Annotated in this window: 16 protein-coding genes; 4 read left to right on the top strand and 12 right to left on the bottom strand. The window is 70.7% G+C overall.

Going from position 1 to position 14,047, the window contains the following annotated elements:
• Window positions 1–29 precede the first annotated feature (29 nt).
• Together rmuC and ACQG07_RS02440 are read right to left on the bottom strand one after the other, a co-directional pair.
• Complete coding sequence (rmuC, locus tag ACQG07_RS02445) at window positions 30–1,409, bottom strand: DNA recombination protein RmuC (protein ID WP_426737043.1); 1,380 nt, start codon at window positions 1,407–1,409, stop codon at window positions 30–32.
• A gap of 58 nt (window positions 1,410–1,467) precedes the next feature.
• The gene (locus ACQG07_RS02440; protein WP_064296572.1) at window positions 1,468–2,049 is read right to left on the bottom strand and encodes an exonuclease domain-containing protein; all 582 of its coding nucleotides are present in this window, start codon (window positions 2,047–2,049) and stop codon (window positions 1,468–1,470) included.
• A 132-nt stretch (window positions 2,050–2,181) separates the two neighbouring features.
• Here ACQG07_RS02440 and ychF point away from each other — a divergent pair, with 132 nt between their 5' ends.
• Window positions 2,182–3,255, top strand: a complete 1,074-nt coding sequence (gene ychF / locus ACQG07_RS02435) for a redox-regulated ATPase YchF (protein WP_085510494.1) — start codon at window positions 2,182–2,184, stop codon at window positions 3,253–3,255.
• A 69-nt stretch (window positions 3,256–3,324) separates the two neighbouring features.
• On the opposite strand, the gene ACQG07_RS02430 is transcribed toward ychF, so the two are convergent.
• Together ACQG07_RS02430 and ACQG07_RS02425 are read right to left on the bottom strand one after the other, a co-directional pair.
• Entirely contained in the window at window positions 3,325–3,630 is a 306-nt protein-coding gene (locus ACQG07_RS02430; protein WP_426737042.1) for a hypothetical protein, read from the bottom strand.
• A gap of 29 nt (window positions 3,631–3,659) precedes the next feature.
• Window positions 3,660–4,178 (bottom strand): hypothetical protein, encoded by a 519-nt coding sequence (locus ACQG07_RS02425; protein WP_426737040.1) that lies wholly within the window; start codon window positions 4,176–4,178, stop codon window positions 3,660–3,662.
• 134 nt (window positions 4,179–4,312) lie between these two features.
• On the opposite strand from ACQG07_RS02425, the gene ACQG07_RS02420 reads away from it, so the two are divergent.
• Complete coding sequence (locus tag ACQG07_RS02420) at window positions 4,313–4,555, top strand: hypothetical protein (protein ID WP_426737039.1); 243 nt, start codon at window positions 4,313–4,315, stop codon at window positions 4,553–4,555.
• A 36-nt stretch (window positions 4,556–4,591) separates the two neighbouring features.
• Complete coding sequence (locus tag ACQG07_RS02415) at window positions 4,592–5,482, top strand: hypothetical protein (protein WP_426737038.1); 891 nt, start codon at window positions 4,592–4,594, stop codon at window positions 5,480–5,482.
• A 13-nt stretch (window positions 5,483–5,495) separates the two neighbouring features.
• Here ACQG07_RS02415 and ACQG07_RS02410 read toward each other — a convergent pair whose 3' ends face one another.
• Together ACQG07_RS02410 and ACQG07_RS02405 are read right to left on the bottom strand one after the other, a co-directional pair.
• A complete protein-coding gene (locus ACQG07_RS02410) occupies window positions 5,496–5,843 on the bottom strand; it encodes a LysR family transcriptional regulator (RefSeq protein WP_085510499.1) in 348 nt (115 codons plus the stop codon).
• 46 nt (window positions 5,844–5,889) lie between these two features.
• Window positions 5,890–7,101, bottom strand: coding sequence for an ice-binding family protein (locus ACQG07_RS02405; RefSeq protein WP_274499651.1), 1,212 nt, complete (start codon window positions 7,099–7,101; stop codon window positions 5,890–5,892).
• Window positions 7,102–7,311: 210 nt separating this feature from the next.
• Between ACQG07_RS02405 and ACQG07_RS02400 the strand changes: the two genes are divergently transcribed.
• Window positions 7,312–8,967 carry an ABC-F family ATP-binding cassette domain-containing protein gene (locus ACQG07_RS02400; RefSeq protein WP_274499652.1) on the top strand — a complete coding sequence of 552 codons (1,656 nt, stop codon included), beginning with the start codon at window positions 7,312–7,314 and terminating at the stop codon, window positions 8,965–8,967.
• 16 nt (window positions 8,968–8,983) lie between these two features.
• On the opposite strand, the gene ACQG07_RS02395 is transcribed toward ACQG07_RS02400, so the two are convergent.
• The 6 genes from ACQG07_RS02395 to nadB form a co-directional block, all read right to left on the bottom strand.
• On the bottom strand, window positions 8,984–9,553 hold the full coding sequence (locus ACQG07_RS02395) for a carboxymuconolactone decarboxylase family protein (RefSeq protein ID WP_426737037.1): 570 nt from the start codon (window positions 9,551–9,553) through the stop codon (window positions 8,984–8,986).
• Between the two features lie 218 nt (window positions 9,554–9,771).
• Window positions 9,772–9,987 carry a hypothetical protein gene (locus ACQG07_RS02390; protein WP_079705518.1) on the bottom strand — a complete coding sequence of 72 codons (216 nt, stop codon included), beginning with the start codon at window positions 9,985–9,987 and terminating at the stop codon, window positions 9,772–9,774.
• 135 nt (window positions 9,988–10,122) lie between these two features.
• Entirely contained in the window at window positions 10,123–10,323 is a 201-nt protein-coding gene (locus ACQG07_RS02385; protein WP_064296429.1) for a hypothetical protein, read from the bottom strand.
• 108 nt (window positions 10,324–10,431) lie between these two features.
• Window positions 10,432–11,574, bottom strand: coding sequence for a cysteine desulfurase family protein (locus ACQG07_RS02380; protein ID WP_426737036.1), 1,143 nt, complete (start codon window positions 11,572–11,574; stop codon window positions 10,432–10,434).
• A gap of 1 nt (window position 11,575) precedes the next feature.
• Window positions 11,576–12,427 (bottom strand): carboxylating nicotinate-nucleotide diphosphorylase, encoded by an 852-nt coding sequence (nadC, locus tag ACQG07_RS02375; protein ID WP_159878220.1) that lies wholly within the window; start codon window positions 12,425–12,427, stop codon window positions 11,576–11,578.
• Entirely contained in the window at window positions 12,421–14,046 is a 1,626-nt protein-coding gene (nadB, locus tag ACQG07_RS02370; protein ID WP_426737034.1) for an L-aspartate oxidase, read from the bottom strand. Before nadB ends, nadC begins: the two co-directional genes overlap by 7 nt.
• Between the last annotated feature and the right edge of the window lies 1 nt (window position 14,047).

Below are 14,047 nucleotides of genomic sequence, written 5' to 3'. Positions count from 1 at the left end.
GGCGCTTCGTCGTGCGGTGCTCGTGCCGGTCAGTCCTGCAGCCGATGCGCGAGTCGCGCCTCGAGCTCGGTCGGCTCGCTATCGGACGGCTCCGGCGAGGGCTGCGCCTCCGGTGCGGTGAGGCGCTTCGGTGAGGCGTCGCTCTGGCTCACCTGACCGATGACCGTCGCCTCGTCGAGGCCGTCGAGCTTGCGCGCCGTGACGAGCACGCGGGTCTCGAACGACGAGGCGAACTGGTTGTAGTTGGTGACCGTGCTCTCGATGGACCGGCGCAGGCGGTCGGCGTGGTCCGACAGCGTCGAGAGCCGCTGGTAGAGCTCCTTGCCGAGGTCGAACAGTCGCTTCGCGTCCTCGGTGAGGACGTCCTGCTGCCAGGTGAACGCGACCGTCTTGAGGACCGCCCACAGGTTGACGGGGGAGGCGAGGGCGACCCGTTTGCCGAAGGCGTAGTCGAGCAGGCTCGCGTCGGCGTCGAGTGCTGCGGCGAGGAGTGACTCGCTCGGGATGAAGCAGATCACGAACTCCGGGCTCGACTCGAGGCCGCGCCAGTAGCCCTTCGCCGCAAGGGCGTCGACGTGCGACCGCACGGCCTTCACGTGCTGCGCGAGGAGGGCGGTACGTCGTGCGGCTTCCTCGCCTGTCGCCGTGACGGGGATGGTGCTGGCTTCGAGGTACTGCGCGAACGGCACCTTCGCGTCGACCGCGATCGACTTGCCGCCGGGGAGTCGCACGACCATGTCGGGTCGGCCGATGCCGTTGTCGGACGTGATGCTCGACTGCAGGTCGAAGTCGACGCGCTGCGTGAGGCCCGCGGCTTCCACGACGTTCCGGAGCTGGGTCTCGCCCCAGACGCCGCGGGTGGCGTTGTTGCGGAGCGCCGAGGCGAGCGACTCCGTCGTGGACCGCAGGCGTTCCTCGGACTCCGAAGCCGTCTTCAGTTGTTGGGCGAGCTCACCGTGCTGGCGGCTGCGCTGCTGCTCGAGTTCCGCGACCTTCGCCTGCATGTGCTCGAGGCTGTGCTGCACGGGCGCGAGGGCCTGCAGGACCTGGCTCTCCTCGTGTTCCTGGCGCGATCGTCGTTCGGCGTCGGCGCGGTGGCGTTCGGCGAGCTCGCGGTACTGCTCGCGCTGGGCGTTCAGCTCGCGCCCGAGACCGTCGGCAGTGGCGTCGAGTGCGGCGAGTTCTGCGCGCAGCGCGGCCCGGAGTTCCGCCTCCCGGGCGGACGCATCGGCGAGGAGTTGCGCCTGCTGGCCGCGGAGGTCGGCGAGCTGGGCGGTGTGCCTGGCCTCGAGCAGCGCCGGGTCGACCGACCCCGCGCCGGCGCGCCGCTGCAGCAGGAGGACCGCCACGGCTGCGCCGATGACGAGTCCGATGAGGAGGCCGATCCCGAGGGCGAGTGCGCTGTCCATGCCCTCAGTGTGTCGCGGGCCGCCGACATCGCTCGGAGGCCGCGCGGCGACCGCGCGCTCAGGCGGCGACGGCTGTCCCGATCCGGCCGATCTTCACGCTCGTGAGCTGCGCGAGTTCGGCGATCGAGGAAGCTCCATGGCGGGCGGCGGCGTGGATGATGATGTGCGCGGAGGCCTCGGCGTCGCCGGTGGCGTCGTGGTGCTGGAAGTCGTCGAACCCGGCGGCGAGGGCCGCCACGGGGAGCCGGTAGGAGTCGAGCTGATACGTCTTGCGGGCGACGTTGAGGCTGCACAGGTAGCTGAGGTCGGGGCAGTCGAGGCCGGTGGCGGCGCAGCCACCCCGGATGACGCCCATGTCGAAGCCGGCGTTGTGGGCGACGAGGGCGTCACCCTGGGCGAAGTCGAGGAGCGTGTCGAGCTGGTCCGCCCAGCCCGGCGCCCCGAGGACGTCGGTGGCGACGATCCCGTGGATGCGGGTGTTCCACTCGAGGAACGCGTCGTGTCCGGCAGGGGGCTGGATGAGCCAGCCCGCGCGGTCGACGACGATGCCGTCGCGGACCCTGACGAGGCCCACGCTGCAGGCGGAGGCGGATGACGAGTTCGCGGTCTCGAAGTCGATGGCGGTGAAATCCAGTGGCACGTCCTCACCCTCGCATCAGCGTCCGACACCGCTCGGGTGGCACGCCGCAACCCGCTCGATCGACGGTGCCGATCCGTGCCCGGAGCGGAGGCGCGACCCACGGGGACGCGCGGCCAAGTACGATAGACCCTCGTGGCTCTTACTCTCGGCATCGTCGGCCTGCCCAACGTCGGCAAGTCCACCCTGTTCAACGCGCTCACGCGCAACAACGTGCTCGCAGCGAACTATCCGTTCGCGACGATCGAGCCGAACGTCGGCGTGGTCGAACTGCCCGACGCCCGGCTCGGCAAGCTCGCGGAGATCTTCGGCAGCGAGCGCATCCTGCCCGCCGCGGTGTCCTTCGTCGACATCGCCGGCATCGTCAAGGGCGCGAGCGAGGGGGAGGGCCTCGGCAACAAGTTCCTCGCGAACATCCGTGAGGCCGACGCCATCGCGCAGGTCGTCCGCGGCTTCGCCGACCCCGACGTCGTGCACGTCGACGGCGACGTGAACCCGGCGTCCGACATGGAGACCATCAACACCGAGCTCATCCTCGCCGACCTCGAGACGCTCGAGAAGGCGATCACCCGGTTCGAGAAGGAGGTCAAGGGCAAGAAGCTCGACCCCTCCGTCCTCACGGCGGCGAAGGAGGCGCAGGACGCGCTGAACGCCGGCACCCCGCTCTCGGCGACGAAGATCGACCTCGCGCCCATCAAGGAGCTCGGTCTCCTCACGGCCAAGCCGTTCATCTACGTGTTCAACGTCGACGAGGACGTCCTGCAGGACCAGGCGAAGCTCGACGAGCTGGCCGCCCTCGTGGCACCGGCGAAGGCCGTCTTCCTCGACGCCAAGCTCGAGTCGGAGCTCGTCGACCTCGACGAGGACGACGCCCGCGAGATGCTCGAGTCGACCGGCCAGACCGAGTCCGGCCTCGACCAGCTCGCACGCATCGGCTTCGCGACGCTCGGTCTCCAGACCTACCTCACGGCGGGTCCGAAGGAGTCGCGTGCGTGGACGATCCCGCAGGGTGCCAAGGCGCCCCAGGCGGCCGGCGTCATCCACACGGACTTCGAGAAGGGCTTCATCAAGGCCGAGGTCATCTCGTTCGATGACCTCGTCGAGACCGGCTCCGTCGCTGAGGCCCGCTCCAAGGGCAAGGCCCGCATGGAGGGCAAGGATTACGTCATGCAGGACGGCGACGTCGTGGAGTTCCGCTTCAACGTCTAGCCCGTCGAAAGCGCACGTCGCGTCGTCGACCAGCCCCAACGTCGACGGAATGAGCGCTCTCGGTCGTGGCTACCGCTTCCGCCGCTGTTCCGCGATCCACGTGTGATCGGCGATCGCGGCTGAGACGGCTTCGCGATACTGCGCGCCGTCTGCACTGCGGTACAGATCCCTGCTGAAGAACGGCGACTCACTCCGGTAGGGCGCACTGTTGTGGATGCGTCCGGCGAGGTCGGACAGGACATCGTGGTCGCCCGCGAGGTAGGCGGCGAGCTCGGTGTCGTTCAGCCGGATGAGCGCGGAATCGTCGATGAGGGCGCTGTAGGTGTACCTCGCGTCGAGGTAGAGCGAACCCTCCTGCTCGACGAGGAACCACATTCCTGGTTCATGGTCCACGTAGCGCACCGTCACCACCAGCGCTTGGCGCGAGGGACCAGGCCCGCGAGGGCCGCGAGCCCGGCGAACGCGCTGACCACCCCGAGGAAGCCCAGAGGGGTGTCGCGGAGCGGGCCGATGACGAGCAGGGCGCCGACTCCGAGCGCTGCCACGCCGAACCCGATGCGCCAGCGTCGCCCGGCTTTCGCAGATGGGCGGCGGCCGGGCAGGGCGGAGGGTCGCGGGCGCGCCCGGCGTCGAACGCTCAGCGGCGGTCCGCCGTCCTCGGGTCCGTCGACGGCACGCCCGAACCCGTCGACCCACGGACCGGCACCGACCTCGGGGCAGCGGTCGTGGACGTTCGTGTCGCGGGTCGAGGCATCCGCCGGCTGGGTAGGCATGGCTGCGGCGAGATCCACGTCGAACCTGACGGAACCGTCCGACAGGAGGGTGTCGTAGCCGACGAACCGCAGCGGCCGTCGGCGCCATCTCGACGTGCCACGGAACGCCGTCGCGCGGACGGCGACGGGACGGTCGGGCGATTCGCGCATGGATCGATGGTGGCACATCGGGTCACCGTGGTTCAGCACCCTGGTGGTTCCGACGCCCATGCCGCCAGCGGGGTACTGCTCCGGCGGTACGCTCGATGAGGCGCCACCCGAACGGGCGCCACGGGAGGCACCGGATGACGATCGATCTGGCGAGCATGCTGGTGGTGGCGGTGATCGTCTGCGCCGCGTGCGGGATCTTCTACGGACTCGACAGCGCGCGAACCCTCGCCGGACGCCACATGGCAGCCTGGATGTCCGGATTCGCCACCACCCTCCTCTCGGCGGTCAGCTACCTCGCCGCCACGCTCAACGGCGACTCGGTATGGATCGTCGCCGTCGCCAACGCCGCCATGGTCGCCTCGATCGCCGCCCTGTAGGTCGGGTGCCGGCTGTTCAACGGGCGACGCAGCCTCGTGCTGCTCGGCACCCTCTTCGTCGGCGTGACGGCGATCTCCGCCGTCCTCGACCCCACCGACGACCCGGAGTGGGCCGGCACCATCGCCCGGCTCATCTCGCTCATCATGCTGTCGCTGCTGGTCGCGTACGAGGCGCGACGGGGGCGGATGCGAACGGCACCGGCGTCGCTGGTGCTCGTCGTCGTCATGATCCTGCACGCGGCGTTCACCGCCGTGCGCCTCGCGGTCTACCTCACGGGCGGTCCCCACTCGGAGCTCTTCGAGCGGTTGTTCGGCACGGCCTTCGTCACGTACATGAACCTCGTGTTCGTGGTCCTCGTGGCGGTCGGCCTCGTCCTCCTGCGCTCCTGGGAGCGCAAGCAGCGCCTCTCCTCGGAGCGGGTGGGCGTCCGCGCGGTGGGGCGCCGGGCGTTCATCGCCGAGGCGACCCGACTCCGCGAGGGCCAGCAGTCCGATCGTCGCCTCGCCGTCCTCGTCGTGGCGATCGACGGCTACGGCGACCTCCGCCGCGCTTACGGGATGGCGACGGCGGGGGAGCTGGAGGCACTGCTCGCAGCCGCGGTCTTCCGTGATCTGCCGGCCGGGTCCGTCTGCACCCGCGTGTGGAGCGGGACGATCCTCGTGGCCACGTCGGTCGAATCTGGGCCGACCGGCCTCTCGGGTCTCCACGACCTCGCGGCACCGATCGCCGCCGGCTACCGGGAGGCCGTGACGCAGCAGCTCGACGGTTTCGCCGGCGCTGCCAACCTCGGTGTCGCGGTCGATTCGGCCGCGCCGACGCCCGTCGAGACCCTCGTGTCGATCGCTCGGACGGCCCGAGCCGACGCGGAGCGGCGAGGCGAATCGGTGCGGGTCGTCGAGTCCGCGTCGGAGACGCAGGACCGCTGACGGCGGGTGCGGATCAGCGACCCTGGCGCTTCTTGTACGGCAGCGGCTCGCCCTTGACCTTCGGCGCGCGACCCTTGCCCTTGTTCGCCTTGGCCTTGCCACCAGGCGCGGGAGCCGACTTGGCGGCCGCTGCCGCAGAGGCGTCGAGCTGGCGACGCGCCTCGATGAGGAACGCGTAGCCGGCGTCCGTCAGCTGTGTGGATTCCACGTCACGGGCGAACAGGTCCGCTCCGACGCTCTCCTCGAGCTTCCGGACGTCGGCGACGACGGTGCTCCGCGGCACACCGAGCGCCTTGGCCGCCTTCGCGAAGTGGAGGGTCTCCGCGGAGGCGACGAAGGAGCGCAGCTGCTTGTGATCCATGCCCTCAGCCTACGGTGACGGCGTCAGGCTACCGACCAGTGTCGCGTCAGCCACCCAGCTGGTCGCGTCGGCGACGTCGCACGATCACCGAGGCGATACCCGCGAGCAGGCCGAGGCCGAGCAGGGAGCCGGCCACGATCGCGAGCGTGGATCCCTGGAACCCGGTGTCGGGGAGCCTCGGGACCGCCGGCTGACCGGGGACCTGCGGGGTGCCCGGCGGGACGATGACGATCGTCGATTCGATGGAGTCGTCGGGCGCACTACCGTTACTCGCGGTGATGGTGACCGTGTAGGTCCCGGGCGTCGTGGGCGTGCCGGTCACGCCACCGGTCACGCTGTCGAGGACGAGTCCCGGGGGCAGGGCACCCGAGGTGACGGTGTACGTGGCGTCCGGGCTGCCGGTCGAGGTGACCGTGCTGTCGTACGTCGTGCCGACGGTGCCACCGGGGAGCGGAGCGGAGGTGATCTCCGGGCTCGTGGTCACGACCGAGCCGCTACCGTCGTCACAGCCGGTCGGGCGGGTGATCACGTTGTTGTCGAGCGTCACGGCGCCGGTGGAGGCGAGCAGCCTTCCCTCGACGGTAGCCCCGGTCCCCGCCGTAATGGACGCGTCGGCGAGGATCGTTCCGGCGAAGGCCGTGGCGGTTCCGAGTGTGGCCGAGCTCCCAACACGCCAGAACACGTTGCAGGCGCTCGCGCCGTCGAGCAGAGTGATCGATGCACCGCTGTCGGTTATGAGGGTGCTGGCTGCCTGGAAGACCCAGACGGACTCGGCGGTTCCGCGGAGCGTGAGGTTGCCGGTCAGGGAGAGTTCGCCGCCCGAGTAGACACCAGGCGTGGGTTCGTCGAGGTCAGCGAGGTCGCCAAGGCCCTGCACGTTCGGCGTGAGGCTCGACGCGACCCCCATCGCGGTGAGGAGGTCGTTCTTGGCGGTGGCGGCGACGTCGTTGGTCACGTCTTGAACGCCGGTCACGATGCCCGGCGGGAAGCCGGTCACCGAGCTCCCCGGGCTCAGCCCGAGGTCGCCGTTGATCGTGGTCGCGCCGATAACGGTGTTGGTGACGGTCGACCCTGCGAGCACGCCGTACTTGGCTGCCGTGCCCAGGTTGATCGGGCCGTCGATCGTGGTCGCGGCGTTCGCCGGTCCGGCACCGATGGCCAGGAGCCCGACGGTCACGACTGCCGCTGCGGCGAAAAGCCGTGGGCGAGTGCGAGCGGGTCTGGCGCTGCGGGCGGGTGGAGAGAGTTCGAGGCGCATCAGGGCCCCTTCCGTGTGGGAGGGGCGCGAAGCCAAGGAACATGGCGACATCGACCGCAACTGTTCCCTGTGTAACACCTTCGGGGGTCACGAGATCGGCTAGCGCTCCTGACGTAGCCAATCGTTATCTCAGTGCATTACGCTACTCGGCCGACTCGTGGCGTGAAATGAACGTTCGGCGAGGCCCGCTCCGAATGAGACGATTGCAGCATGACTGCAACGCTCGTGGCCCAAGGCCTGGCCGGAGGACACGGCCACCGCACCCTGTTCGACGGCCTCGATCTGACGGTGGCACCGGGCGACGTCATCGGCGTCGTCGGGATGAACGGCGCGGGGAAGTCGACCCTGCTCCAGCTCCTCGGCGGCTCCCTCGAACCGCAGGCAGGCACGATCACGCTGTCGCCCTCCGACGCATTCGTGGGCGCGCTGCCGCAGGAACACGAGCGCGTCGTCGGTGAGAGCGTCGCCGCCTACATCGCCCGGCGCACCGGCTGTGCTGCGGCGACCGAGGCGATGGACGCGGCCGCCGCGGCGCTCGCCGAACCCCCGCAGGCAGGTGCGGACCCCGCGGACGTCTACTCCGCCGCCCTCGACCGCTGGTTGGCGAGCGGCGCGGCCGATCTCGAGGAGCGGATCCCCGCGGTCCTCGCCGACCTCGGGCTGGACCTCGACGCGGATGTCACGACCACGATGATGACCTCGCTGTCGGGCGGGCAGGCCGCTCGCGTCGGACTGGCGGCGCTGCTCCTGTCGCGATTCGACATCGTCCTCCTCGACGAACCGACCAACGATCTCGACCTGGACGGCTTGGAGCGGCTCGAACGCTTCGTGCAGGGATTGCGCGGGGGTGTGGTGCTCGTCAGCCACGACCGCGAGTTCCTCGCCCGCTGCGTCACGCGCGTCCTCGAACTCGACCTCGCACAGCAGAGCAACCGCGTCTTCGGGGGCGGATACGAGGCCTACCTCGAGGAGCGCGAGGTCGCCAGGCGGCATGCCCGCGACGCCTATGACGAGTTCGCCGACAAGAAGGCGGATCTCGTCGGTCGCGCCCGGGTCCAGCGGGAGTGGTCCAGCCAGGGCGTGCGGAACGCGATGAAGAAGGCGCCCGACAACGACAAGATCCGGCGGAAGGCCTCGGCGGAGTCCTCGGAGAAGCAGGCCCAGAAGGTCCGGCAGATGGAGAGCCGCATCGCCCGGCTGGACGAGGTCGAGGAACCGCGCAAGGAGTGGCAGCTGCAGTTCACGATCGGCAGCGCACCGCGTTCGAGCACGGTCGTCGCGACGCTGTCCGAGGCCGTCGTCCGGCAGGGCGACTTCCAGCTCGGCCCCCTGTCGCTCCAGGTGAACGTGGGCGATCGCATCGGCATCACCGGGCCCAACGGCGCCGGCAAGTCCACCCTGCTCGCGACGCTGCTCGGTCGCCGCGAACCCGACGCGGGCAGCGCGAGCCTCGGCTCGAGTGTGCGGATCGGCGAGATCGACCAGGCCCGCTCACTGCTCGTCGGCACGGAGCCGCTCGCTGACCGCTTCGAGGCGATCGTGCCCGACCTCAGTCCGGGAGAGGTCAGGACGCTACTGGCGAAGTTCGGGCTGAAGGCCGACCACGTGAACCGGCCCGTCGACGAGCTGTCACCGGGGGAGCGCACCCGCGCCGGGCTCGCCGTGCTCCAGGCGACGGGGATCAACCTGCTGGTCTTGGACGAGCCGACGAACCACCTCGACCTCGCTGCGATCGAACAGCTCGAGGAGGCACTCGAGAGCTACGACGGAACACTCCTCCTCGTCACCCACGACCGCCGCATGCTCGACACCGTCCGGATCGAACGGCGGTGGGTCGTCGAGGCCGGCCAGGTCGCGGAGCGCTAGCCCGCGGCGGTACCGCTCAGAGGCCCCGGAGGAGCGCGTCACGGAGTTCGGGTCCGATGTCCTCGGGAACGTCGACCTCGACCGCGAGCGCCTGGATCGCCCGGCTGTAGTAGTTGCGGGCGGCCGCAGCGAGCGTGATGTCGAGGATCTCCCGGTCGGAGAAGCCGTGCTGGCGCAGGGTCAGGCTGTCGGCGTCGGTCATCCGGTCCGAGTCGCGACCCACCCGTTCGGCGTAGGCCATCATGGCGACCTCCGCGGGGCTCAGGCCAGCGTCGCGATAGTCCGCCGCGATGCGGACGAGTTGGTCCTCCTCGAAGAGCGACAGCGATCTCCGGCCGTGAGCGAGACGGCAATGCCGTGACCGCGTCCCTCGCGCCGCGGCGAGCGTCACGAGCTCGTAGCGTCGCAGGCCGAGCGGTCGGGCGATCTCACCGATCAGCGCCTCCCACGCGGCGTAGGCCGCGGGGTTCAACGCCATCACCTTCGTGTGCGCCGCGACGAATCCCTGGTCGGCGATGTCGTCGTCGTACATCGCGGCCGTCGTCGCATCGGCATCGGCTTCGGGAATGGTGCGGAGGATCGACATGTCGGCCACCTCGTCGGAACGGGTCGCGGGCCGGGTGTCCGCGGCTACCGTTCATGATGGCACTCGAGATCGGCGCTGTCAGAACCCTTTTCCGGTTGGTCTCGGCGATCACATCGGCATCACCGGCCCCGGTTGTCGCCGGGGAGACCCGCGCCCCGACAATGAGCGAGGACCCCGCGGCGTTCGCCAGGCGGGGTCCTCGTCGTTCAGAGGGCGCGTCAGTCGCGCAGCTGCTCCTTGTAGTCGTTCTTCGCCTCGGTGGTGTCGCGCTCGGCTTCGGCCTTCTTCACGTCGGCCTCCGCCTGCTTCACCTTCGCGTCGGCCTTGGCCTCGTCGACCTTGTCGCCGATCCGGTCCTTGGCGTCTTCGACGGTCTCGCCGATCTTCCGGCCGGTCGCCTCAGCAGCGTCCTTGGCGTTGTCCAGGAATCCCATGTCAGCTCCGTCTCTGATCCCGACTCTCGGTCACCGTTCCAGCCTCGCGGGCCCGCGCCCGCGAGGCAACCACTTGTGTTCCGAGGCGTGGACGGCTAGATCATGAGACGATCCGGCGCGCGGGGGCGCCGTCGCTCAGGGGGCGGGGGCGCCACCGTCGGTCGGGGTCGCGTGCGGCAGCCAGTCCTTGAGGATGACCTCCTCCGGGTCGACCAGACGTTCGGTGTGGAGGTCGTACTCCGGGTCACGCTCGGCGAGGAACCGGGTGACGGCGTCAGCGTCCTCGTTGTCGTGTCGACGTCGTGCGCGGTCTGCCGCGTCCTGCTCGGTGCTCATGGATCCCACCGTAGCCCAGCCTCCGGCGGAGGGTGCCGCCAGACACCCGGCGTCGGACAGCCGTCACCGAACGCGCGGCCGGATCCGTCCGGTCGGTCGTCGTGGGGTTCAGCGGAGACCCGCGACGGCCTCCACCGAGGCGACGACGGCGCTCGCCGTCCGGTCCAGCTCGGCCGCGGTGACGGCGGCGGTCCAACTGAAGCGCACGGCGGTCTGCGCGACCTCCGGAGCGATGCCGATCGCGAGGAGGACCGGTGACGGCTCGTCGCTGCCGGCGGCACACGCGGAGCCGCTCGAGGAGATGACGCCCCGCCGTTCGAGTTCGAGGAGGACCGCCTCGCCGGAGGTCCCGGGGAACACGAACGATGCGATACCCGGTAGGCGTCGTTCGGGGTGGCCCGTCAACCGAGCACGCGGGACCTCGTTCATGACCCTCGCGATGAACGCGTCACGCAGTCCGCTGACGCGGTCCACCGCTTCCACCCGATCACGCTCGGCGAGCTCCAGCGCCGTCGCGAGCCCGACGGCGGCGGCCACCTGTTCGGTCCCGCTCCGGCGACCGCGTTCCTGACCGCCACCGTGCAGGAGCGGTTCCAACGGCAGGGAGCCGCGCACGGCGAGCAGTCCGACGCCCTTCGGAGCACCGAGCTTGTGGCCGGCCAGGCTCAGCGCGTCCACGCCGAGGCGATCCAGTCCGAGCGGCAGCCATCCCGCCGCCTGCACGGCATCGGTGTGGAACGGGACGCCTGCGGCCTGGGCGACGCCTCCAAGCGCCGACAGGTCCTGGACCGTGCCGATCTCGTTGTTGGCCGCCATCACCGAGACGAGCACTGTGTCCGGCCGCAGTGCAGCGGCGAGTTCGGCCGGGTCGACCAGGCCGGTCCCGTACACCGGGAGGACGGTGGCCTCGACCCCGTGGAACCGCGTGAGGTACGCGACCGATTCCGCGACCGCCTCGTGCTCGATCGGCGAGGTGACGACATGGCGTCCGCGATCGAGGGCCGCCAGGGTGATGCCCTTGACCGCGAGGTTGTCCGCTTCGGTGCCGCCCGAGGTGAACACCACGTCCCCAGGTCGGACGCCCAGCACGGTGGCGACGCGTCGCCGGGCGTCCCGCAACGCCCCGGCCGCCGCCTCGCCGACGGTGTGATGGCTCGACGGGTTGCCGAAGGTGCTCGTCAGGTACGGCCACATCGCCTCGAGCACCTCCGGGCGCACCGGCGTCGTCGCGGCGTTGTCGAGGTAGAGCATCTCAGTCGACCGAGACGTCGAGCCCGAGGTCGAGGGACCGGACGCTGTGGGTGAGGGCACCGGAGGAGATGACATCGACGCCGGTCTCCGCGATGGCCCGCACCGTCGTCAGCGTCACGTTCCCGCTCGCCTCCACGATGGCGCGGCCGGCGATCAGCGCGACGCCCTCGCGGAGCTGGTCGACGGTGAAGTTGTCGAGCATGATCGTGTCGACGCCCGCCGCGAGCACCGCCTCGATCTGGTCCAGGCGGTCGACCTCGACCTCGATCGTCGTCGTGTGCGGGAGCTCCTCGCGAGCCCGCAGCAACGCCTCGGTGACCGTCAGGCCGCGCTCGAGGAGGACCGCCAGGTGGTTGTCCTTGACCATGACGGCGTCGGAGAGCGAATGGCGGTGGTTGTGCCCGCCGCCCGATCGCACCGCGTGGCGCTCGAAGACGCGCAGGCCCGGGGTCGTCTTCCGGGTGTCGACGATGCGGGCGCGGGTGTCGGACACGGCTTCGACGTACGCCGCGGTGATGGTCGCGATGCCGCTCATCCGCTGGACGAAGTTCAGGGCGACGCGCTCAGCGGTCAGGACGGCACGCGCCGGACCCGACACCATGGCGATGGTGTCGCCAGCAGCGAACCGTTCGCCGTCGGCGACGAGGAACGCGACCGTGATGCGTGGGTCGGTCAGTCGGAACGCCGCCTCGAACACGGCCGAACCGCTGAAGACGCCCGCCTCGCGGGCGGCCAGGGAGGCCGAGGCCGTGGCGTCCTCCGGGATGAGGGTCGCCGCCGTCAGGTCGCCCCACGGGGCGTCCTCGACGAGGGCCGCGGTGACGGTGGTGTCGATGAGATGTGGGGTCAGCATGGTGCGAGCACGGTTCCGTTCACGGATGGGTGGGTGGTGGGCTGGGGCGCGTCAGCCGGGGTCGCGAGGGTGATCGCGATCGGCGACGCCTGATCCGGATCGACACCGGGATGGTCGTCCCTGGCGTGGGCACCGCGTGACTCGGTGCGCGCGAGGGCAGCGGCGACAACGGCCCGGGCGAGCAGCAGGAGATTGCGGTCCTCGGTGGCCGCGACCGACCGTGGCGCGGTGACGACGTCGTCGAGCTCGGTCGACCAACGGTCCAGGGTCCGGCGCGCGAGCTCAAGACCACGCGCGTCACGGACCAGCCCGGCATCCCGCCACATGACGGCGTGGAGCGCCGCGCGGCTGAAGGGCTCGACGGCGTCCGTTGGGAGTCGGAGGTCGTCATCGGACGCACGGGGATCGAGGACGACCCGCTCACCACCGAGCCTCGGGCGACCGGCGATCGGACCCGGTGCCGCATCGATCGCCGCGACGGCACGGGCCGCGAAGACGGCACCCTCGAGGAGCGAGTTGGAGGCGAGGCGGTTGGCACCGTGGACGCCCGTGCGTGCGACTTCGCCCACGGCGAGGAGCCCGGGCAGGGTGGTCCGGCCGTCGAGGTCCGTGGCGACACCGCCCATCCAATAGTGTGCGGCCGGGGCGACTGCGACCGGTGTGCGCGACCAGTCCACGCCGGACGTTCGGAGGTGCTCGTCGATCCCCGGGAACCGCGCGGCGAGGCGGTCCGCACCGAGCGCGGTCGCATCGAGCGTCACCGGGGCGCCGCCCTGCGCGGCCATGGCCCGGGCGATCCCTCGGGCGACGATGTCGCGTGGTGCCAGCTCGGCGTCGGGGTGCAGCGCCCGCATGAAGCGTTCACCGTTCGCGTCCCGGAGGACGGCCCCCTCGCCGCGGACGGCCTCGGAGACGAGGAAACTGCCGGGTGCGGCGAGCGCGGTCGGGTGGAACTGGACGAACTCCACGTCGGCCAGCACCGCTCCAGCACGGAGTGCTGCAGCGGCGCCGTCGCCCGTCGCCACCGCCGGGTTGGTCGTGAACGGGTAGAGCTGCCCGACACCGCCGGTGGCGAGGATCACGTGGTCGGCGTCGACGGTGAACGCACCTCGCTCGGAGGACCGGAGGTGTGCACCGGTGACCGTCCCGGCGGTGACGACCAGGTCGACGAGGACGGTGTGCTCCAGCACGGTTACCCGCCGGGCCGCAAGCGTCTCGACGAGCGCCGTCTCGATCGCCGCGCCGGTCGCGTCACCACCGGCGTGCAGCACCCGGGGGTAGGAGTGGGCCGCTTCGAGGCCCTTCGCGAAGCCGTCGCCGTCGCGGTCGAACGCCACACCGAAGGCGATGAGCTCGCGGATCCGTTCGGGCCCCTCGGTGCAGAGCACCCGGACGGCCTCCTCGTCGCACAGCCCCGCACCGGCCAGCAGCGTGTCCCGGACGTGGTCCTCGACGCGGTCGTCGTCGAACATGACCCCGGCGATCCCGCCCTGCGCATAGCGCGTGTTGCTCTGGCCGAGGACGTCCTTGGTGACGACCACGACCTCGTGCCGTTCACTCGCGTGGATCGCGGCCACGAGCCCGGCGATCCCGCTCCCGACCACGAGCACCGTCGCCATG

This window comes from Plantibacter sp. 2H11-2 (assembly GCF_050031945.1).
GTDB classification, from domain to species: domain Bacteria; phylum Actinomycetota; class Actinomycetes; order Actinomycetales; family Microbacteriaceae; genus Plantibacter; species Plantibacter auratus.
The sequence above is the reverse complement of the archived record's forward strand: the minus strand, read 5'-3'. Positions and strand labels throughout refer to the sequence as shown.

Bases quoted from the DNA above. Each gene is read 5' to 3' on its own strand.
- rmuC (WP_426737043.1), bottom strand. From the start codon at position 1,409: ATGGACAGCGCACTCGCCCTCGGGATCGGCCTCCTCATCGGACTCGTC.
- ACQG07_RS02430 (WP_426737042.1), bottom strand. From the start codon at position 3,630: ATGTGGTTCCTCGTCGAGCAGGAGGGTTCGCTCTACCTCGACGCGAGG.
- ACQG07_RS02425 (WP_426737040.1), bottom strand. From the start codon at position 4,178: ATGCGCGAATCGCCCGACCGTCCCGTCGCCGTCCGCGCGACGGCGTTC.
- ACQG07_RS02420 (WP_426737039.1), top strand. From the start codon at position 4,313: ATGACGATCGATCTGGCGAGCATGCTGGTGGTGGCGGTGATCGTCTGC.
- ACQG07_RS02410 (WP_085510499.1), bottom strand. From the start codon at position 5,843: ATGGATCACAAGCAGCTGCGCTCCTTCGTCGCCTCCGCGGAGACCCTC.
- ACQG07_RS02405 (WP_274499651.1), bottom strand. From the start codon at position 7,101: ATGCGCCTCGAACTCTCTCCACCCGCCCGCAGCGCCAGACCCGCTCGC.
- ACQG07_RS02400 (WP_274499652.1), top strand. From the start codon at position 7,312: ATGACTGCAACGCTCGTGGCCCAAGGCCTGGCCGGAGGACACGGCCAC.
- ACQG07_RS02395 (WP_426737037.1), bottom strand. From the start codon at position 9,553: ATGTCGATCCTCCGCACCATTCCCGAAGCCGATGCCGATGCGACGACG.
- ACQG07_RS02390 (WP_079705518.1), bottom strand. From the start codon at position 9,987: ATGGGATTCCTGGACAACGCCAAGGACGCTGCTGAGGCGACCGGCCGG.
- ACQG07_RS02385 (WP_064296429.1), bottom strand. From the start codon at position 10,323: ATGAGCACCGAGCAGGACGCGGCAGACCGCGCACGACGTCGACACGAC.
- ACQG07_RS02380 (WP_426737036.1), bottom strand. From the start codon at position 11,574: ATGCTCTACCTCGACAACGCCGCGACGACGCCGGTGCGCCCGGAGGTG.
- nadC (WP_159878220.1), bottom strand. From the start codon at position 12,427: ATGCTGACCCCACATCTCATCGACACCACCGTCACCGCGGCCCTCGTC.
- nadB (WP_426737034.1), bottom strand. From the start codon at position 14,046: ATGGCGACGGTGCTCGTGGTCGGGAGCGGGATCGCCGGGCTCGTGGCC.